Source organism: Microbacterium sp. Nx66, assembly GCF_904066215.1.
Taxonomy (GTDB): Bacteria; Actinomycetota; Actinomycetes; order Actinomycetales; family Microbacteriaceae; genus Microbacterium; species Microbacterium meiriae.
The window spans coordinates 2,055,229-2,074,841 of record NZ_LR880474.1; the positions used below are offsets into that span (position 1 = coordinate 2,055,229).

A 19,613-nucleotide genomic window follows, 5' to 3' on the forward strand; every position below is an offset into this window, starting at 1 on the left:
GGGCCGGTCAGCCCGCGGTCAGGACGGCCTCGGGGGCCTCGGCCGCGGAGGAGTCGAAGACCCGGGACGCGTCACGGGCGATGCGCTCGGCGAGCACCTCGTGTCCGATCCCCGGTCCGGTGGGGACCGTGACCCGGCCCGCGACGGCCGTCACCGGAGGGGTGATGATGTCGGACTCGTAGTACTTGTCCGAACCCGACACGTCCGACGGGAGCAGGAAGCCCGGGAGCGAGGACAGCGCGACGTTCGCGGCCCGCCCGACGCCGAACTCGTGCATCCCCCCGCACCACACCGGGATGCCCGCATCGCGTGCCATGTCGTGCGCGGCGCGGGCGACGGTCAGCCCGCCCATCCGCGACACCTTGATGTTGAGGACCCGCCCTGCACCCAGCCGGATCATGGTCCGCAGGTCGCCGAGGTCGACGACCGACTCGTCCAGGCACACGTCCGTGTCGAGCCGCGCCTGCAGATCGGCGTGGGCCACGAGATCCCGCGGCGCGAAGGGCTGCTCGATCATGGTGAGCGCCTCACGGTCCAGGCGCCTGAACACCTCGGCCGCCCGGTCGTCATCCGCGTAGGCTCCGTTCGCATCCACGTGGAGGTCGAGGTCGGGGAAGGCACCGCGCACCGCGCGCACGGGCTCCACGTCCCACCCCGGAGCGATCTTGAGCTTGACGCGCGGGTAGCCGGCCGCGCGCTGCAGCTCGACCTGGGCGAGCAGCTCGTCGAGCGACGGCTCGATCCCCAGCGACACCCCGGCGACGACCTCGTCGCGCGTCCCGCCCAGGGCCGCGGCGAGCGCGATCCCGCGCATCCGGGAGGACAGGTCCCACACCGCTCCGGAGAACCCGGCCTTCGCGAACTCATGCCCGCGGACGCGTGCCCACGACGCCTCCAGAGCCGCCGGCTCGTCCCCGTCCGCACGGAGCAGCGCGGGCACGAGGTAGCGCGTGGCGATCTCCCACGCGGTGGCCGTGGTCTCCGCGCCGTAGAACGGATCGCTCGGCGACGCGATCTCCCCCCAGCCGGTCTGCCCGTCGGCATCGGTGACCTCGACGAGCACGTGCTCGATGCCGGACTTGCGGTGCGAACTCGTCTCGAAGCTGTGACGCAGCGGCTGTCGCAGGGCGAACAGCCGGACGCGGACGACCCTCACTTGTCCTCCTCGGTGCGGGGGCGCGGCGTCTCGGGGCCGTAGAGACCCAGCCGTGCCACCAGCCGGTCCCGTTCGGCCAGCCGCCTCCGCGCGCCCTTCGCGCTCGCGGTGGTGAGCGCACTGAGCAGGTGGCACACCGCCGCGACCGGGGTCGGGGAGTCGGCATACGAGGCGGATCCGGTGCGCACCCGGATGAGCGAGGTCGCTATCGATGCGAGCGGGGCGTCCTCACTGTCCGTGATGACGACGAGCTGACCCCCGGCTTCATGGAAGAGCCGCCCGAGCCGCACGGTCTCCTCGCGGTAGCGCCGCAGGGAGAACGCGATGAGCACGTCGCTGGCCCGCACGTCCGTGAGCACGGTGAGCGGCTGCAGCGCGTGCCCGTCGACGAGGAACACGTTCGACAGCGTCGCCGAGAGATCCGCATTGAGCAGTTGCGCGTACGCCGCCGCCTTGCCCTCGCCTGCCACATACCGTCGTCGGGCACCGAGCAGCAGCGCGGCGGCCTGCGGGACCTGGGCCGATCGGCTGAGCTCCTCGAAGGTCTGGGCGAGCGTGCGCTGCTCGGTCTCGATGATCCGCGCCTGGATGCTCTCGGCGGAGAGGTTGGTACGGATGCGCTCGCCGTAGCGGTCCCGCGGAGAGACGAGGTCGCGATCCTCCTGGTCGTGGTCGTGGTCGTTCATGCCGTGCCCTCCCCGGGTGTCGCGCGGTAGACCGCCGTGTCGTCGTCGAGGCGCACGGCCCCGACGAGGACGTCCCCGCGGCGGAACGCCGCAGTCATCGTCCGCTCCAGATCCCGCCGCAGCACCGCACGATCCTCGGCGTCGAGCTCGCCGGGGCGGGTCGGGATCGCGATCCAGGTGCCGCCGTCCGCCGCCACGGCCCGCCCCCAGTCGTCCGGCCCGAGCTCAGGCGGGACCGGGAGGGTGCGGCGGGTCCGGTGATCGGCGGCGTCCAGATCCCAGGAGACCACCAGGCGGTCGGTGTCGGGACGGGCGTAGTAGTCCCGTTCGTACGCGATGCCGACGGCGCCGAGCGAGCTCAGGTTGAAATGGGCGTTGCGCGAGAGCAGCGGATCGAACGTCCACCGCATCGTCGGCTGCCCCCAGCGCAGAGCCACCGCGCGCTGCGCGAACTTGAGTGCCTGGCCGACGCCCCGCCCCTGGTGCGCGGCGTCGACGGCCGCCGCCTGCGAATAGTGGAACGACGCACCGGCGGTGTCGCAGCCGGCGAAGCCGTAGGCGAATCCGATCAGCGTTCCGTCGTCGGCGAAGGCGCCGACCGCGGAACCGCCGTTGCGGGCGAGGGCGGTGAGCAGGTTGGCGTTGAGCGCGTACTCGTTCTCCGTGTAGGCGAAGACGCGGGCGTACAGCGCGGCGGCCTCACGGAACTCGGCGTACTGGGTGAGTTCGCGGCAGCCGTGGGCGACACCGGCGGCCACCGAAGAAAGAGGCACGATACGTTTCCTAAGATCGAGAAGTCCTGCTGCTCTGAGCGATGCTATCGGCGGGTTGCGGGGTGATCAAGGGGCAAGATACGGTTCGTAACCGTGACGACTCCTTCGGCAGTGCGCGACGCGGACCATCCTTCCGACGACATCATCGCACTCGTGCGCGAACTCGTGCTGCTCGAGACGCCGAGCCGCGACGTCGAGGCGAGCGGCCGTATCGCCGACCTGCTGTCCGCGTGGTTCGCCGGCGTCGGCGGCACCGTCCAGCGGGTCCCGCACGAGCTCGGGACAGACCTCGTCATCGACGTCCCCGGCACCGGAGACCCGGTGCTCCTCATCGGCCACACCGACACCGTGTGGCCGGTCGGCACGCTGGCGGACGACCTGCCATGGAGCGAGGAGGGCGATGTCGTGCGCGGCCCCGGCTCCTACGACATGAAAGCCGGCATCGTCGTGATGCTGGAGACGCTGCGCCGCCTGCAGCCCCTGCCGCTCGCACAGCGGCGCGCGGTGCGGATCGTGCTGGTCGCGGACGAGGAGATCGGCTCGCCGGTCTCGGGCCCCCTGCTCGCGGAGCGGGCTCGAGGTGCGGCCTGCGCCATCGGATTCGAGTCCCCGCATCCCGACGGCGCCCTCAAGGTCGGCCGCCGTGGCAGTGCCCGGGTGCGCATCGCCGTCACCGGACGTGCGGCCCACGCCGCGCTCGACCCGGAGCACGGCGTCTCGGCGATCGACGAACTCGTCGACCAGCTCCTGCGGGTCCGCGCGATCGTCGCCGACCCGGATCTGCCGAGCCCGGTGCTCTGCAACGTCGGGGTCATCGACGGCGGGGCGCGCACCAACGTGGTGCCGGCGCAGGCCGCGGCCGAGATAGGACTCCGCTTCCTCGACCCGGACTCCGAGGAGCGCGTCCTCGCCGCTCTCCGCGGTCTGACCCCCGTGCGCCCTGGCGCCCACGTCGAGGTCGCCGTGCTCAGCGCCCGACCCGCCTGGCGTGCCTCCGCGGCGGACGCCACCTTCCTCGCGCGGATCGCCGAGGAAGGGGCCGCGCTCGGCCAGCACGTCGACGGCCGCCCCGCGGCCGGCGCGGGCGACACCAACCTCCTCGGCGGCCGCGGGCTCCCGACGGTCGACGGCTTCGGCCCGCGGGGTGGCGGCGCGCACGCGGTGGACGAGCACTTCCTGCGTTCCTCCCTGCACGAACGCATCGCGCTCCTGCGCGCCGTGCTCACCATCCCGACGGAGTGACGATACGATTCCGGTTCCCGCGCCCGAGCGGAACCGACCCGGGATACGTTCCGGATGTCTGGGACGTGTGACCACCGTCCGCCTCGGCGATCTCTCCCGGCGCATCCTGGCATCCGCGTGTTTCCGCCGTGTTACACCCCCTCGACGGCCGGCGATCTTTCCGGGTGTCGGCACTTTTCTTCCGCGATACGCATCGAATGTCTTGACCGCGCGGCCGTCTTCCGCTTGCATGGTCAGCACCGACCCGGCTTCACTGTGGATCCGGGCGGCGCCCGAAGGGACCTTCCATGCGTCTTGCCCCCCGCTCCAGAACCGTGCGAAGTCTGACCGCCGCCGCGATCGCCTCCGCGCTCCTCATCGCCGCTCCGGTCGGTGCCGCCCAGGCGCAGTCCGTCAGCGCGGCCACCGAGTCCCCGGCGTCCGAGACGACGCTCCGGATCGCCACCTCCGGATTCGTGGACACGTTCAACCCGTTCATCTCGATCTATCTGACGCCGACGAACATCATCCGGTACGTCTACGAGTCGCTCGTGCAGAACGACGCCGAGGACGGCTCCCCCACGAAGGGCCTCGCGGACTCCTGGGAGGCGACGGACGGCGGCCAGACGTGGACCTTCACCCTCCAGGACGACCTCGTCTGGTCGGACGGTGAGCCCATCACCTCCGCCGATGTGAAGTACACGTACGACCAGATGATGACGGTCCCCGCCCTCGGCACCGCCAACGGCAACCTCGTCTCGAACTTCGACACCGTCGAGACCCCCGACGACAAGACCGTCGTGATCACCCTGAAGACGCCGCAGGCCCCGAACCCCGGCTCGGAGATCCCGATCGTCCCGAAGCACATCTGGGAGGCGGTCGACGACCCCACCACCTTCACCAACGACGCCGACGTCGTCGGCTCCGGCCCGTTCCTCCTCGACAGCTACTCGGCCAACCAGTCCATCGTGCTGAAGGCGAATGAGAACTTCTGGCGCGGCGCCCCCAAGATCGACGCGATCCAGTACGTGTACTACACGAACTCGGACGCCCAGGTGCAGGCGCTCAAGGCGGGCGACGTCGACCTCGTCACCGGCCTCACCCCGACGCAGTTCTCGGCGCTCGACGGCGTCGACGGCGTCACCACGCACTCGGGCGAGGGCCGCCGCTACCACTCGATCAGCATCAACGTCGGTCAGCAGACGCGCGACAACGTGCCCTACGGCACCGGCAATGCCGCGCTGAAGGAGCTCGAGGTCCGCCAGGCCATCCGCCTCGGCACCGACACGGCCACCCTGCTCGACAAGGTGCTGGACGGCGAGGGCACGCTCGCCACGAGCTTCATCCCGGCGTCCTTCCCGAAGTGGCACCTCTCCGACGACGACGACGTGATCGTCGGCTTCGACTCCGAGGCCGCACAGGCGAAGCTCGACGAGGCCGGCTGGGTTCCCGGCGCGGACGGCATCCGCGAGAAGGACGGTCAGCGCCTGAGCCTGCGCCTGCTGACGGATGCGGACGATGCCAACGAGCAGTCCATCTCCGACTTCTTCGTCCCGTGGATGAAGGACATCGGGATCGAGATCACGGTCGAGTCCACCGACTCCGACACGATCAGCGCGAAGGCCACGTCCGGCGACTACGACCTGTACTTCAGCGGCTGGTCGGTCAATCCCGACCCCGACTACCAGCTGGGCATCAACACCTGCATGAATCTGCCGACCGCGACCGACGGCACCGGCGGCACCACGCAGGACGGGTACTGCAACCCGGAGTTCGACGAGATGTACGCCGCGCAGCGCTCCGAGATCGACCCGGAGAAGCGCCAGGAGATCGTGCACGACATGCTCGCGCTGAACTACACCGACACCGCGCAGGTCGCGACCTGGTACGCCAACTCGCTGGAGGCCTACCGCTCCGACCGCTTCACGGGCTTCACCCTGCAGCCGAAGGACGGCGGCATCATCGCCAACCAGGCCGGCTACTGGGGCTACCTGACCGTCGAGCCCGTCGAGGGGGCGACCGCCGGCGGCACCGGCACGAACACCGGACTCATCATCGGAGGCGTCGTGGTGGGGGTGGTCCTGATCGGAGGACTCATCTTCTTCCTGATCCGTCGCCGCAACATCGCCGACGTCGAATGAGTCCGGCGAGACGCCGCGGGTGGCGGGCTTCCGCCCCCGCGGCGTCTCCCGGTCCGCTGTAAGGAGACCCCCATGTCCAACGCGGTTCCCCCGTCCACCTCCGCCATCGCGACGAGCGCCGCGGCCGAGGAGCAGCCGAAGGGCGTCGGCGCCCTCCGCTACTTCCTGGTCAAGCTCGGCGGCGCGGCCATCAGCCTGGCGATGGTGATCCTCCTCGGATTCTTCGCCTTCAAGATCCTGCCGGGCGATCCGGTCGCCTCGATCGCCCGTGAGCGCGGCATGAGCGCCGAGCAGGCCGACCAGCTACGCGAGCAGCTCGGCCTGAACAAGCCCCTGTGGCAGCAGTTCGTCGACTACCTCGGCAACGTGTTCACCCTGAACTTCGGCACGAGCTACGTCTACCGCACCTCCGTGTCCGAGCTCATCGGCCAGTACTTCTGGAACACGATCCTCCTCACCGGCACGGCGGCGATCATCGCGATCGCGCTCGGTCTCTGGCTCGGGCAGAAGGCGGCCTGGAAGCACGGCTCCACCTTCGACCGCATCGTCTCCGGCACCTCGCTCGTGTTCTGGTCGGTACCGACCTTCTGGCTGGCGCTGCTGCTCCTGATGATCTTCGGCGGCACGCTGCACTGGTTCCCGACCGGAGGCATGGTCTCCCCCAACCCGCCCACCGATCCGGTCGGCGCGGTCCTGGACGTGATCTCGCACATGGTGCTCCCGGTCATCACGATGGTCGCGGTCGTCTACGCGCAGTACCTGATGGTGATGCGCAGCTCGCTCCTCGAGGAAATGGGCGCCGACTACCTCACGACCGCGCGGGCCAAGGGCCTCAGGGAAGACCTCGTCCGCCGTCGGCACGCCGTCCCCAACGCCCTGCTGCCGACCGTGACGCTCGTCTTCATGCACATCGGCGGCCTCATCGCCGGGGCGGTCACGGTGGAGACGGTGTTCTCCTGGCCCGGGCTCGGGAAGCTGACCTTCGAGGCCATCTCCGGACCCGACCTCCCGCTCCTGCAGGGCACCTTCGTGGTGTTCTCCACGATCATCATCGCGATGAACCTCATCGCGGACCTCATCTACCGTCAGCTCGACCCGAGGGTGAGGCGCGCATGACCACGGCATCCCCGACCATCCGTTCACCCCGTGCTCTGGCGTGGCACCGCCGCGGCACCGCGTTCGTCGACTTCTGCCGGCAGTTCGCCCAGCACCGGGCGGGCATGGTGGGCCTCGTCTTCCTCGTGATCGTCGCGCTCATCGCGATCTTCGCCCCCGTGATCGCCCCCGCCAGCATGCTCGACGTCACGAAACTCGTCGACGTGCAGCGCTTCGCGCCGCCGTCCTGGGAGCATCCCCTCGGCACCGATCATCAGGGTCGCGAGATCTGGGTCCGCATGGTGTGGGGCGCCAGGGTGTCCCTGCTCGTCGGCCTCGCCGCCACGGCGATGTCGATGATCATCGGCACTCTCGTCGGGCTCTCGGCGGGCCACTTCACCGGCTTCTTCGGCGGGCTGATGATGCGCATCATCGACTTCTTCCTCGTGCTGCCGTCGCTGATCCTCGCGATCGTGCTGTCGTCGGTGCTGAGCCGCGGCGTCTGGACCATCATCATCGCGATCGGCCTGACCTCGTGGGCCGGTACCGCCCGCGTCGTCCGCGCGCAGACCCTCTCCGTGGAGTCGCGCGACTACATCGAACGCTCGCGGGCCCTCGGCGCCGGGCACTGGCACATCATCATGAAGCACCTCCTCCCCGGGGTGCTGCCGCTCGTGCTCGCCAACACGACGCTCACGGTCGGCTCGGCGATCATCTCCGAATCCACCCTGGCGTTCCTCGGCCTCGGCGACACCACGCTGCAGTCCTGGGGCTCGATCCTGAAGAACGCGATGGACGTCTCCGCGGCGACCAGCGGCTACTGGTGGTACGTGCTCGTGCCGGGCATCGCCATCGTCCTCGTCGTGCTGTCGTTCACCCTGATGGGCCGCGCCGTCGAGAACATCACCAACCCGACGCTGAGGAGCCGCTGAGATGCCCGACCTGATCTTCGACGACGTCTCCATCACGTACCGCACCTCCGGGCGGTCCGGTCGGGACGAGGTGGCGGCCGTGCGCAACGTCTCGCTCACCCTCCCGGCAGGGCAGACCCTCGGCATCGCCGGCGAGTCCGGGTCCGGGAAGTCCACGCTCGCCATGAGCGTGCTCCGGCTCCTGCCGCGCAACGCCCGTCTCAGCGGCCGTGTGCTGCTGGGCGACGAGGATGTCGCCTCGTTGTCCTTCGGGCAGCTGCGCGCCGTGCGCTGGGCGCAGACGTCCATCGTGTTCCAGGGCGCGATGCATTCGCTCAACCCGGTGCGCACCGTCGGCTGGCAGCTCCTGGAGGCGCTCGAGCTGCACGCCTCGGAGCGTTGGAAGGGCGAGAAGGCACGCAAAGAACGCGTGCGCGAACTGCTCGACATCGTCGACCTGCCGCAGCAGAAGAGCGAGTCGTACCCGCATGAGCTCTCCGGCGGCCAGAAGCAGCGCGTGATGATCGCTATGGCCCTCGCCTGCGATCCCGAGGTCATCATCGCGGACGAGCCGACCACCGCGCTCGACGTGATCGTGCAGAAGCAGATCCTCGACATGATCTCCCGGCTCGTGGCGGAGCGCGGCATCTCGATGCTCATGATCAGCCACGACCTGTCGGTGCTCGCCACGGCCTGCGACAGGATCGCCATCATGCGCGACGGGGAGCTCGTCGAGGTCGGCGAGAGCTACGCGGTCTGCACCAGCCCGCAGGAGGCGTACACGCGTCAGCTCGCCGACGCCTTCCCCACGATCGGCGACCCGGCCTCCCGGATGGCCCCGGTGACCCGGCACGGTCGTGGCGCGGACGAGGTGCCGGAGATCACGCACGGCGACGAGGTGCTGCTGGAGGCCCGCGGCGTCAACGTCACCTACCGCTCCGGCGGACGCCCCGTGCACGCGGTCCGCGATGTCGACCTCTCCGTGCGCAAGGGCGAGATCGTCGCGCTCGTCGGCCAGTCGGGCTCGGGCAAGTCGACCCTCGCCCGCGCGCTGATGGGGCTGCAGCCCGCCGACCCCGGGTCGCAGATCCGCTTCGACGGCGCACCCCTTCCGTCGAAGGGACGCGACCTCGCGCGATTCCGCTCGCAGGTGCAGCTCGTGCTGCAGGACCCGTGGGCCGCGCTGAACCCGAAGCACAGCGTGTACGAGTCCGTGGCCGAGGGGCTGCGGGTGCAGCGCTTCGCCGGCGACGAGCGCGAGCGGGTGGCGCAAAGCCTCGCGGACGCGGAACTCACCCCGCCGGAGCGCTACTTCGGCGCCATCCCGCAGGAGCTCAGCGGCGGGCAGAGGCAGCGCGTCGTCATCGCGGGGGCCCTCGCCGTGCAGCCGCAGATGCTCATCGCGGACGAGCCCGTCGCCTCGCTCGACGCGTCCGTGCGCGGGGAGATCCTCGGACTCCTGCTGGAGCTGCGCCGCCGCCTCGGGCTCTCCGCCCTCGTCATCACGCACGACCTCGGTCTCGCCTGGAACATCGCCCACACCGTCGCGGTGATGTACCACGGGCAGATCGTCGAGCACGGCCCCACCGAAGAGGTGCTGCTGAACCCGAAGCACGAGTACACCAGGCACCTGCTGTCCGCGGCGCCGCGCATCGAGGAGAAGACGGCATGAGCGTCACGACGGAGGCGGCGGTGTCGCCCTATCTCGACACAGCGCCCCTGCAGCCCGGCGACACCGTGGCGATCGTCTCGCCCTCCGGTCCCGGTAACGAGGAGAACACCCAGCGCGCCGTCGGCTACTACGAGTCCTGGGGCCTGAAGGTCCGGGTGGGAGAGCATGTCCTCACGCCGCACCCGCGCGCGTCGTACCTCGCGGGGCCCGACGACCTCCGCCGCGCCGACCTCGTCGACGCCTGGCTCGACCCCGAGGTGGACGCCGTCGTCACGGCCCGGGGCGGCTACGGGGCCCTGCGCCTCCTCGACGGCATCGACTGGGCCGACATGCGCCGAGGCGCGCTGCGCAAGGACGGACGACCGAAGCTCCTCACGGGCTCGTCCGATGTGACCGCCCTGCACGAGACGTGGCGCGCGCATCTCGACGTCGCGACGCTCTTCTGCCCGATGGCGGGCAACAACGTCTTCCGCGACTCGGAGCAGGTGCGCGACGACGTGCAGCGCTGGCTCTTCGAACCATGGCGCGGACGCGAGCTCATCGGCCCGAAGACCGAGATCATGACGCCTGGTCGCGCCGAGGGACGCTTCACGGGCGGCAACCTCAGTCTGCTCGCCGCCGGACTCGGCGCCCCGGAGGCGGACGTCCCCGCCCCCGGCATCCTTTTCCTGGAGGACATCACCGAGGAGCCGTACCGCCTCGACGGCTTCGTGACGCAGCTGCGTCGGGCAGGCCGTCTGGCGCAGGCGACGGGCATCGTGCTCGGCTCCTGGCATGAGTGCGGCGACCTCGACCTGGTCCACGCGCTCATGCGGGACGAGTTCCAGGACGCCGGCGTCCCCGTGCTGTGGGAGCAGGGCTTCGGCCATGACCCGCACGCCCTCACCATCCCGCTCGGTGTGGATGGGGTGCTGGACGCGACCGGCGACGAGCCGCGCCTCACGGTGGGACGGCCATGATCGCGCTTCCTCCCCTCGACCCCCGTGTCACCTGGTCGATCCGGCTCGTCGACGCCGGCACCGCGGAGACCCTGGCCGAGCACGAGCCGCACACGCAGTGCGAGACCGCGAGCATCGGCAAGATCTTCCTGCTCCTCGAGGTCGCGCGCCGGCTGGAGGCGGGCACGCTCGCCGAGGACGACCGGATCGAGATCCCGGACGAGCACCGCGTCGAGGACTCCGGCCTCCTGTACCGCATGCACGATCAGCGCATCACGGTGCACGACGCGGCGCTCCTCGTCGGTGCGGTGAGCGACAACCTCGCCACGAACGCGCTGATCCATCTCTGCGGCCTGGAGGAGGTGCGGGCCGTCGCCCCGGCCCTCGGGTACCGCGACACCGCGCTGCACGATTACATCCGCAACGAGCGCACCCCCGACCTGCCCTGGACGCCGTCGTTCGGCACCGCGGCCGAGCTGTCCGACGTGATGCGCCGTCTCGGCGCCGGCGAGGCGTTCTCGCCTGGCGTGAGCGCCCGGGTGCTGGACTGGCTCGCCGCCGACACCGACACGTCGATGACCGCCGACGCCTTCCTCCTCGATCCCCTCGCCCACGTCGAGGCCGAGTATCAGGGCATGGTGCTGCGCCACAAGACGGGCAGCGTGGGCTTCGCCCGCGTCGACGTCGGACTGCTGCGGGGCCCGGAGGCCGCTGTCGCCTACGCGGTGGCGGCGAACTGGAAGGACTCCCCGGCGGATCTCCGCGCCCCGGTGCTCGACGGGATGCGGGCCGTCGGCGAGCTCATCCGTGCGCACGTGACCGGGCGTGCACGGGACGAGGAGGACGCATGAGCGCGATCGACGTGGAGCTCCCCGACGAGAACGGCACCGTGTGGTCGGCGCTCGTCCAGGACATCGACTCGGGCGAGGTGCTGCTGCGCCATGACCCGGAGACGGTGCAGGACACCGCGAGCGTGGGCAAGATCTTCCTCCTGCACCGGCTCCTCACCGAGGTCGACGCGGGCACGCGCACCCTCGAGGACCGGGTCACCCGGCGGCCGGTCGAGGCCATCGAGGACTCCGGTCTCTGGTACCTGCTCCAGGCATCCGAGCTGTCGCTGTACGACGTGGCCGCTCTCATCGGAGCGGTGAGCGACAACGCCGCGACCAACACGCTGGGTCGCGTCATCGGCATCCCGACCGTGCAGGAGCACACCCGCGCGCTCGGCTACACCGCCTCCGCCCTCGACGACATCGTGCGGTGGCCGATCCCGCCCGGTGCACCCCGCACGCTGTCGCACGCGAACGCCGCGGAACTCGTGCGCTTCATGTCGCGGCTCGCCGACGGCACCGACCTCTCCCCCGCCTCGGCCGACACGCTGCGCCGCTGGCTGGGCGCGGGCATGGACCTGTCGATGGTCGCCTCGGCGTTCGACCTCGACCCGCTCGCGCACTGGGGCTTCGACCGCGGCGTCTGGGTGCTGAACAAGACCGGCACGATCTCCCGCGTCCGCGCCGACACCGGGATCGCGATGTCCCCCACCCGCCGGATCGCCTACGCCGTGCTGGCCAACTGGGACAGAGGAGCCGACGGACGCGGTCCGGTGCTGGCCGCGATGCGCCGCATCGGCGAGGGCATCCAGGCCGCGCTCGCCGACTGACCACGGTTCACAACTCAGGACATCCGGTGTCGGTCGGTACGACGCGCCGCTCCCGCGGCGCCGCCGACCCGGTTTCTCCTGAGTTGTGAACGCGCGTCAGACGGCCCCGGCACGAGTCAGACGCTCCCGCACCCGGTCGATCGGCACCGCGTGCGCCGTCCGCCCCTCGGGGCCCACGGTGGTCTCCGCGGCGAGCACCGAGTTGATCAGCGCCTCCTCGACAGCGTCCATCGTCGCGGCGAAGATCGGCGAGAGGTCGTCATCCGCCGCAGGACCGCCCGACGCCGGGTCGTGCACGGAAAAGGCGATCGCGTAGTCGCCGCTTCCCTGTGCGTAGTCGGCGCCCACGCCCCGCATCGCGAACACGGCGCGGTGGGCCACCCGGCCGAGCTGACGGCCGTCGACGGGCGCATCCGTCGCGACGACGATCATGCACGAGTTGCCGACGGGCTGTGCCGGCTCCTCGGCGAGCAGCTCCTCCGCGGGCAGCGGCACCCCCGCGATCCGCAACGTGCCGCTGAAATTCGTCTGCACGAGAGCCCCGACCGTGGACGCGCTCCCCGCGACATCGACCAGACGGGACGCCGTGCCGATGCCGCCCTTGTACCCGAGGGCGACGGTTCCGGCACCGGCACCGACGCACCCCTCCGCGACCGGACCCGGTGCCGCCGCGGCCAGGGCCGCCGTCACCTGCTCCTCGCCCACGGCCCGCCGGCGGATGTCGGAGAGGAACCCGTCATTCGTCTCGCCCACCACCGGGTTCAGGGTCGTCGTCCGCGCGTGCGCCGGCGTCGTCAGCAGGTGCCCGAGCAGAGCGTCCGCGACGCGGAACACGGACAGCGTCGAGGTCAGCAGGATCGGCGTCTCCAGAGCCCCGAGCTCGCGGAGCTGCGTGGCACCCACGAGCTTGCCGTAGCCGTTGCCGACCGAGAGGTTCGCCGGAAGGCTGCGACGCTCGGCGGTGAGCGCGTCCGGGACGATCGCCGTGACGCCCGTGTGCAGGCCGTCGCCCTGCATCGTGGCGTGCCCTACCCGCACGCCGGGGACGTCGGTGACGGCGTTCGCCGGGCCGCGCGCGAAGGCGCCGGACGGGACACCGAGGTCGGCGAGACGGGGACGGGAGGACGAGGACGACGGCGGTGTCATGCTCCGATCCTCCCAGCGTCGGAGGGGCCGGCCGCAGTGCCGCGCCGGACGCTCCCCCCCGGTCGAGCGCCCCTCCCGTGCGCTCGGTAGACTGGGCGGCACCACCCACACTCAGGCACGCTCACACAGTGCCGCATACATCGCTCGAGGAGACCTCCATGTCCGCCATTCCCGACAAGCCCGCACTCGAAGGTCTCGAAGCGAAGTGGGACGCCGCCTGGGCGGAGCAGGGTACGTACCTGTTCGACCGTCTGCGCGCCGCCGAGCTCGGCCGTGAGGGCGTCTACTCGATCGACACCCCGCCGCCCACCGCCTCCGGCAGCCTCCACATCGGTCACGTGTTCTCCTACACGCACACCGACGTCAAGGCGCGGTACGAGCGCATGCGCGGCAAGACCGTGTTCTACCCGATGGGCTGGGACGACAACGGCCTTCCCACCGAGCGCCGTGTGCAGAACTACTACGGTGTGCGCTGCGACCCGTCGCTCCCCTACGACGCCGACTTCACCCCGCCGTTTGAGGGCGGCGACAACAAGTCGAGCCGCGCCGCCGACCAGCAGCCGATCAGCCGTCGCAACTTCATCGAGCTGTGCGAGCGCCTCACGATCGAGGACGAGAAGCAGTTCGAGGCGCTGTTCCGTCAGCTCGGGTTGAGCGTCGACTGGACGCAGACCTACCGCACCATCTCCGACGACACGATCCGGCAGAGCCAGCTCGCCTTCCTCCGCAACATCGAGCGCGGCGAGGCCTATCAGGCCCTGGCACCGACGCTGTGGGACATCGACTTCCGCTCCGCGATCGCGCAGGCCGAACTCGAGGACCGCGACCAGCAGGCGGCGTACCACACGATCGAGTTCCCCTTCGCGGACGGTTCCGGTTCCATCGCGATCGACACCACGCGCCCGGAGCTCCTCCCCGCGTGCATCGCGATCGTGACCCACCCCGAGGGACCGCACAAGCACCTCATCGGCACGAAGGTCCGCACGCCCTACTTCGGCGCCGAGATCGAGATCCACGGCCACCACCTCGCCCAGCCCGACAAGGGCACCGGCGCCGCCATGGTCTGCACCTTCGGCGACGTGACCGACATCATCTGGTGGCGCGAGCTGCGCACCGCTGCCGGCGAGTCCCTGCCGAACATGACCACGATCGGTCTCGACGGCCGTTTCCTCCCCGAGGCCCCGTCGATCGTGGCCGACGCCGACGCCCGCGCCTGGTACGCGGAGAACGTGGCCGGCAAGACCGTCTTCAGCGCCCGCAAGGCGATCGTCGAGAAGCTGCAGGAGACCGGCGACATGACCGCCGTCGGCAAGCCCTTCCAGCACGCCGTGAAGTTCTTCGAGAAGGGTGACCGCCCGCTCGAGATCGTCTCTACCCGGCAGTGGTACATCCGCAACGGCGCCCGCGACGGCGAGCTGCGCGAGCAGCTCCTCGCGCACGGCACCGAGCTGGCGTGGCACCCCGACTTCATGCGGGTCCGCTACGAGAACTGGGTCGGCGGCCTCACCGGCGACTGGCTCGTGTCCCGGCAGCGGTTCTTCGGTGTGCCGATCCCGCTCTGGTACGCGCTGGACGAGAACGGCGAGCGCGACTACGACCGCGTGCTCACCCCGGACGCGGCCGCGCTGCCCATCGACCCGACCACGGACGTCCCCGCGGGCTACACCGAGGCCCAGCGCGGCGTGCCGGGCGGGTTCGACGCCGAGGCCGACATCCTCGACACCTGGGCGACATCCTCCCTGACCCCGCAGCTCGCGGGCGGCTGGCAGCGCGACGAGGAGCTGTGGCAGCTCACCGCGCCGTTCGACCTGCGCCCGCAGGGACAGGACATCATCCGCACCTGGCTCTTCTCGACCATGCTGCGCTCCACGCTCGAAGACGGCCGCGCCCCGTGGAAGAACGCCGCCATCTCCGGCTTCATCGTCGACCCCGACCGCAAGAAGATGTCGAAGTCGAAGGGCAACGTGGTCACCCCTGCCGACGTGCTCGACGCCCACGGCTCGGACGCGGTGCGGTACTGGGCGGCTTCCAGCCGCCTCGGCATGGACGCGGCCTTCGACCCGCAGAACCCGACCCAGGTGAAGATCGGTCGGCGTCTGGCGATCAAGGTGCTCAACGCCGCGAAGTTCGTGCTGTCGTTCCCGGTGCCCGCGGGCGCTCAGGTGACACACGCGCTCGACGCCTCGATGCTCACGGCGCTCGACGCGGTGGTGGCCGAGGCGACCGCGGCCTTCGACCGGTATGACGCGGCCAGGGCGCTCGAGCTGACCGAGGCGTTCTTCTGGACGTTCTGCGACGACTACCTGGAGCTCGTGAAGGAGCGCGCCTACAACCAGAACGACGTGGGCCAGGCCTCGGCCGCCCTCGCGCTGCGTCTGGCGCTGTCCACGCTGCTCCGCCTGCTCGCACCGGTGCTCTCCTTCGCCACGGAGGAGGCCTGGTCGTGGTTCGAGGAGGGCTCCGTGCACACCGCAGCGTGGCCCGAGAAGCTCGGCATCGAGGGCGACCCGGCCGTGCTGGCCGCCGCCAGCGAGGCGCTCATCGGCATCCGGCGCGCGAAGACCGAGGCGAAGGCGTCGCAGAAGACCCCGGTCTCCCGTGCCGCCATCGCCGCACCCGCCGCGAAGGTCGAGGCCTTGCGCGCCGCGGCGGACGACCTCCGCGCTGTCGGCCGCATCGCCGAGCTCGAGATCTCCGAGGCGGAGGAGTTCGCGGTCACCGCGATCGAGCTCGCCCCGGTCGAGGCTTCCTGATGCAGCTCGGCACGCGCTGGGCCACGGGGGCGCAGCCCCCCGCGTCCGTCCCCGAGGCGCTGCGCCCCGCGATCGCCGAGGTCGAGTCCCAGGGCCTCACCGGTCACTGGACCCTCACCTGGCTGGAAGGCCGCGCGATCGCGGAGCTCGACGCCGGCTGGGAGGTCCTCCAGACCCCCTCCGGCGAGGTCATCGCCCGCCCCTTCTGATCGCCGAGACCCCGCTTCATCGTCGAGACCCCCTCCTCCCCGCGCGGATAGGAGGGGGTCTCGACGAGTATCCGGGGTCTCGGCGTCAGCGGCGCGGGGCTCCGAGCTGCGCGAGGAGGTGGTCGACGGCGTGCGGGTCATGCCGGCGGGCCTGCTGTTCGCGGAGGAGGTCGAGGGCGAGGACCCGCCGCTGTGCGCGACGCTCGATCCGGTGCTCGATCATGGCGGTGACCCGGTCGGCGAGGTGCAGCAGGCCGCGCTCCGTCCGCGTGGGACTGACGAGGTGCAGGGTGGCGGCGGTCATGATGCGTCCGTCGTCTCGGCCGTGGCGGCGCCGCCAGGCGTGGGGAGGTCGAAGATCTCGGCACGGAGGGAGACACGGCGCACGTCCGGGCCCTCCTGACCGCGGTACTGCGCGATCGCCTTCTCCACGACGGCCTCCAGTTCCGCCCGCAGCGACATCGCCTGCTCCGCGGTCATGTCGAGGTGCGTGGTGATGGTCAGCCCCACGTCACGCCACCCCTCGGGGATGTCGGCATCCGAGCGGTTGAGGTACTGCATCAGCGTCTCGTGCCGGAGCCGGAAGAACTCCGATGTCACGATCTGCGCCGCGGCACGGTTGGCCGGCGACATCTGCTCGTCCGGTCCCGGCACGTCGATGCGGCCCTTCGGGCGCTCCCACCACCGCTCCCGCGCCGTGCCACGACCTTCCACTTCGCGGATGAGATCGTGGGCGGCGAGGGCGCGGAGGTGGTAGCTGGTGGATCCCGAGGTCTCCCCGACGAGGGCCGCGAGAGAGCTGGCCGTCTGAGGACCACGAGAGGCGAGCAGATCGAAGATCTTGACCCGCAGCGGATGCGCCAGCGCCTTGAGCGCTCCCGCATCCAGCGTCCGTACCTGCGTCTCGTTCGTCATGCATGCAAAGCTACGCTTGCAAACAATTCTTTGCAAGCTTTTCTTTGCAACGCGGTCAGCTCACCGCACCCCGCGCCGCGACGAAGGCCGTCACACAGCGCTCGACCTGCTCGGCGGAGTGCGCGGCGGAGAGCTGCACCCGGATGCGCGCCTTCCCCCGCGGCACCACCGGGAAGCTGAACGCCGTCACGTAGACGCCCTGGTCCTGCATCGCCGCGGCGATCCGGGCTGCGAGCGCGGCATCACCGAACATGACCGGCACGATCGGGTGCTCTCCGGGAAGCAGATCGAAGCCTTCCTCCGCCATCCGGGTGCGGAACAGGGCGGCGTTGTCCCGCAGCCGCGCCCGCAGGTCCGCCGATCCCTCGACGAGGTCGAGTGCGGTCAGGGTACCGGCCACGATGGCCGGAGCGAGGGTGTTCGAGAACAGGTACGGACGGGAACGCTGACGCAGCAGCGCGACGATCTCCGCGTGGGAGGCGACGTAGCCGCCGGAGGCGCCGCCCAGTGCCTTGCCGAAGGTGCCGGTGTAGATGTCGACACGATCTGCGACGCCGCACAGCTCCGGCGTCCCCCGCCCGTTCTCCCCGACGAAGCCGACCGCGTGCGAGTCGTCCACGAAGACGAGGGCGTCGTACCGCTCGGCGAGGTCGCAGATCTCAGCGAGCGGGGCGATGTAGCCGTCCATCGAGAAGACGCCGTCGGTCACGATCACGCGGAACCGGGCATCGGCGGCCGCCCGCAACTGCTCCTCCAGATCCGCCATGTCGCGGTTGCGGTACCGGAGTCGGCGCGCCTTCGACAGGCGGATGCCGTCGATGATGGACGCGTGGTTCAACTCGTCCGAGATGATCGCGTCCTCCGCGGAGAACAGCGTCTCGAAGACACCGCCGTTGGCGTCGAAGCAGGACGAGTAGAGGATCGCGTCGTCGGTGCCGAGGAAGTCCGCCAGCCGACGCTCGAGTTCGAGGTGCTGCTCCTGCGTGCCGCAGATGAAGCGCACGCTCGCGAGCCCGTACCCCCACTCGTCCAGGGCTGTCCGGGCCGCAGCGAGGATGCGGGGGTCGTCGGCGAGCCCGAGGTAGTTGTTCGCGCAGAAGTTGAGCACCTCGGCGCCGTCGGCCGTGATCTCCGCCCGCTGCGGACCGCGGATGCCGCGCTCGTGCTTGGTGAGCCCGGCCTCCTCGATCCCCGCCAGCTCCCGCGCCACATGGTCCTTGAAGGTCGCGTACATCACAGCTCCGTCCAGTCGAGGATGATCTTGCCCGTGCCGGCGGACTCCGCCGCCGCGAATCCGCGCTCCCAGTCGCGCGCCGGCACGACCTCGGCGATCACGCGACCGATGGCCGCCCGCAGTGTCGCACTCGTCTGCAGCATCGCCCCCATGGCGTTCCAGGTCTCGAACATCTCGCGACCATAGATGCCGGTGATGGTGAGCATATGCGTGACTAGCTTGCCCCAATCGATGTCGAACCCCGTCGACGGCAGCCCAAGCATGGCGATCCGTCCGCCGTGGTTCATGTTGTCGATCATCGCCGGGAGCGCCGATGCCGCGCCGCTCATCTCGAAGCCGATGTCGAACCCCTCGCGCATGCCGAGCGCACGCTGCGCGTCGCGGATCTCCTGGCGGGAGACGTCGACGACGTCGTCTGCTCCCATCCCTCGCGCCATCTCCAGGCGCGGGCCGCTCACGTCGGTCCCCACGATGAAGCGGGCACCGGCATGCCGGGCGACGGCGATCGCCATCAGGCCGATCGGGCCGCAGCCGGTGACGAGGACGTCTTCGCCGACCAGAGGGAAGCGGAGGGCGGTGTGCACGGCGTTGCCGAGCGGGTCGAAGATCGCGCCGAGCTCCGGAGCGACCTCGGCGTGGTGGACCCACACGTTGGTCGCCGGCAGCGAGAGGTACTCGGCGAAGGCACCGTCGCGCTGCAGACCGAGCCCGATGGTGCGGATGCACATCTGCCGCCGTCCGGCACGACAGTTCCGGCAGGTGCCGCAGACGATGTGTCCTTCGCCGGAGACCCGGTCGCCGACGGCGATGTCATGGACGAGCGATCCGACCTCGACGACCTCGCCGTAGAACTCATGTCCCGGGATGAGGGGCGCGGAGATCGCGGAGGCCGCCCAGTCGTCCCATCGCCGGATGTGCAGATCGGTCCCGCAGATGCCGGTGCGGAGGACGCGGATGACGACCTCGCCGGGGCCGGCGGTGGGATCGGGGCGCTCCACGAGCGCGAGGCCGGCGCCGGGTTCCTCCTTGAACAGAGCCTTCATGCTCCGATCTCATCGCATACGTCGCTGTAGAACAATCGGCAGCTTCTGCATCGTCTCTAT

General features: G+C 70.5%; 18 protein-coding genes. 10 read left to right on the forward strand and 8 right to left on the reverse strand.

The features are described 5' to 3' along the window. Nucleotides 1-7: 7 nt before the first annotated feature. Genes menC through MICNX66_RS09795 form a run of 3 tightly spaced genes read right to left on the reverse strand, consistent with a single transcriptional unit; the run spans nucleotide 8 to nucleotide 2,615 of the window. Entirely contained in the window at nucleotides 8-1,156 is a 1,149-nt protein-coding gene (gene menC / locus MICNX66_RS09785; protein ID WP_187661716.1) for an o-succinylbenzoate synthase, read from the reverse strand. Continuing rightward, the gene (locus MICNX66_RS09790) at nucleotides 1,153-1,842 is read right to left on the reverse strand and encodes a MurR/RpiR family transcriptional regulator (protein WP_187661717.1); all 690 of its coding nucleotides are present in this window, start codon (nucleotides 1,840-1,842) and stop codon (nucleotides 1,153-1,155) included. The genes menC and MICNX66_RS09790 overlap by 4 nt, the downstream gene beginning before the upstream one ends. Next, nucleotides 1,839-2,615, reverse strand: coding sequence for a GNAT family N-acetyltransferase (locus MICNX66_RS09795; protein WP_187661718.1), 777 nt, complete (start codon nucleotides 2,613-2,615; stop codon nucleotides 1,839-1,841). Before MICNX66_RS09795 ends, MICNX66_RS09790 begins: the two co-directional genes overlap by 4 nt. A 93-nt stretch (nucleotides 2,616-2,708) precedes the next feature. On the opposite strand from MICNX66_RS09795, the gene MICNX66_RS09800 reads away from it, so the two are divergent. The 8 genes from MICNX66_RS09800 (at nucleotide 2,709) to MICNX66_RS09835 (ending at nucleotide 12,253) form a co-directional block, all read left to right on the forward strand. Continuing rightward, entirely contained in the window at nucleotides 2,709-3,857 is a 1,149-nt protein-coding gene (locus MICNX66_RS09800) for a M20 family metallopeptidase (protein WP_187661719.1), read from the forward strand. A 314-nt stretch (nucleotides 3,858-4,171) separates the two neighbouring features. Further along, on the forward strand, nucleotides 4,172-5,977 hold the full coding sequence (locus MICNX66_RS09805) for an ABC transporter substrate-binding protein (protein ID WP_232089039.1): 1,806 nt from the start codon (nucleotides 4,172-4,174) through the stop codon (nucleotides 5,975-5,977). Between the two features lie 72 nt (nucleotides 5,978-6,049). Continuing rightward, nucleotides 6,050-7,093 carry an ABC transporter permease gene (locus MICNX66_RS09810; protein ID WP_101845193.1) on the forward strand — a complete coding sequence of 348 codons (1,044 nt, stop codon included), beginning with the start codon at nucleotides 6,050-6,052 and terminating at the stop codon, nucleotides 7,091-7,093. After that, nucleotides 7,090-8,004, forward strand: coding sequence for an ABC transporter permease (locus tag MICNX66_RS09815; protein ID WP_082758500.1), 915 nt, complete (start codon nucleotides 7,090-7,092; stop codon nucleotides 8,002-8,004). Before MICNX66_RS09810 ends, MICNX66_RS09815 begins: the two co-directional genes overlap by 4 nt. Before the next feature lies 1 nt (nucleotide 8,005). Further along, on the forward strand, nucleotides 8,006-9,655 hold the full coding sequence (locus tag MICNX66_RS09820) for an ATP-binding cassette domain-containing protein (RefSeq protein ID WP_187661721.1): 1,650 nt from the start codon (nucleotides 8,006-8,008) through the stop codon (nucleotides 9,653-9,655). Continuing rightward, a complete protein-coding gene (locus tag MICNX66_RS09825) occupies nucleotides 9,652-10,614 on the forward strand; it encodes a S66 peptidase family protein (RefSeq protein ID WP_187661722.1) in 963 nt (320 codons plus the stop codon). The genes MICNX66_RS09820 and MICNX66_RS09825 overlap by 4 nt, the downstream gene beginning before the upstream one ends. Further along, nucleotides 10,611-11,444 (forward strand): serine hydrolase, encoded by an 834-nt coding sequence (locus MICNX66_RS09830; RefSeq protein ID WP_187661723.1) that lies wholly within the window; start codon nucleotides 10,611-10,613, stop codon nucleotides 11,442-11,444. The genes MICNX66_RS09825 and MICNX66_RS09830 overlap by 4 nt, the downstream gene beginning before the upstream one ends. Then, entirely contained in the window at nucleotides 11,441-12,253 is an 813-nt protein-coding gene (locus MICNX66_RS09835) for a serine hydrolase (protein WP_187661724.1), read from the forward strand. The genes MICNX66_RS09830 and MICNX66_RS09835 overlap by 4 nt, the downstream gene beginning before the upstream one ends. Before the next feature lie 96 nt (nucleotides 12,254-12,349). On the opposite strand, the gene MICNX66_RS09840 is transcribed toward MICNX66_RS09835, so the two are convergent. Then, complete coding sequence (locus MICNX66_RS09840) at nucleotides 12,350-13,399, reverse strand: P1 family peptidase (protein WP_187661725.1); 1,050 nt, start codon at nucleotides 13,397-13,399, stop codon at nucleotides 12,350-12,352. Between the two features lie 158 nt (nucleotides 13,400-13,557). On the opposite strand from MICNX66_RS09840, the gene valS reads away from it, so the two are divergent. Together valS and MICNX66_RS09850 are read left to right on the forward strand one after the other, a co-directional pair. Further along, on the forward strand, nucleotides 13,558-16,152 hold the full coding sequence (valS, locus tag MICNX66_RS09845) for a valine--tRNA ligase (RefSeq protein WP_187661726.1): 2,595 nt from the start codon (nucleotides 13,558-13,560) through the stop codon (nucleotides 16,150-16,152). After that, a complete protein-coding gene (locus MICNX66_RS09850) occupies nucleotides 16,152-16,361 on the forward strand; it encodes a hypothetical protein (RefSeq protein ID WP_025105004.1) in 210 nt (69 codons plus the stop codon). The genes valS and MICNX66_RS09850 overlap by 1 nt, the downstream gene beginning before the upstream one ends. Before the next feature lie 85 nt (nucleotides 16,362-16,446). Here the strand turns inward: MICNX66_RS09850 and MICNX66_RS09855 are convergent, their stop codons facing one another. The 4 genes from MICNX66_RS09855 to tdh are packed head-to-tail and all read right to left on the reverse strand — an operon-like array spanning nucleotide 16,447 to nucleotide 19,553. Beyond that, entirely contained in the window at nucleotides 16,447-16,665 is a 219-nt protein-coding gene (locus tag MICNX66_RS09855) for a hypothetical protein (protein ID WP_187661727.1), read from the reverse strand. Continuing rightward, entirely contained in the window at nucleotides 16,662-17,276 is a 615-nt protein-coding gene (locus tag MICNX66_RS09860; protein WP_187661728.1) for an ArsR/SmtB family transcription factor, read from the reverse strand. The genes MICNX66_RS09855 and MICNX66_RS09860 overlap by 4 nt, the downstream gene beginning before the upstream one ends. Nucleotides 17,277-17,331: 55 nt before the next feature. Beyond that, nucleotides 17,332-18,510: a glycine C-acetyltransferase gene (locus MICNX66_RS09865; protein ID WP_187664176.1), complete on the reverse strand. Its 1,179-nt coding sequence runs from the start codon at nucleotides 18,508-18,510 to the stop codon at nucleotides 17,332-17,334. Beyond that, on the reverse strand, nucleotides 18,510-19,553 hold the full coding sequence (tdh, locus tag MICNX66_RS09870; RefSeq protein ID WP_187661729.1) for an L-threonine 3-dehydrogenase: 1,044 nt from the start codon (nucleotides 19,551-19,553) through the stop codon (nucleotides 18,510-18,512). The genes MICNX66_RS09865 and tdh overlap by 1 nt, the downstream gene beginning before the upstream one ends. Between the last annotated feature and the right edge of the window lie 60 nt (nucleotides 19,554-19,613).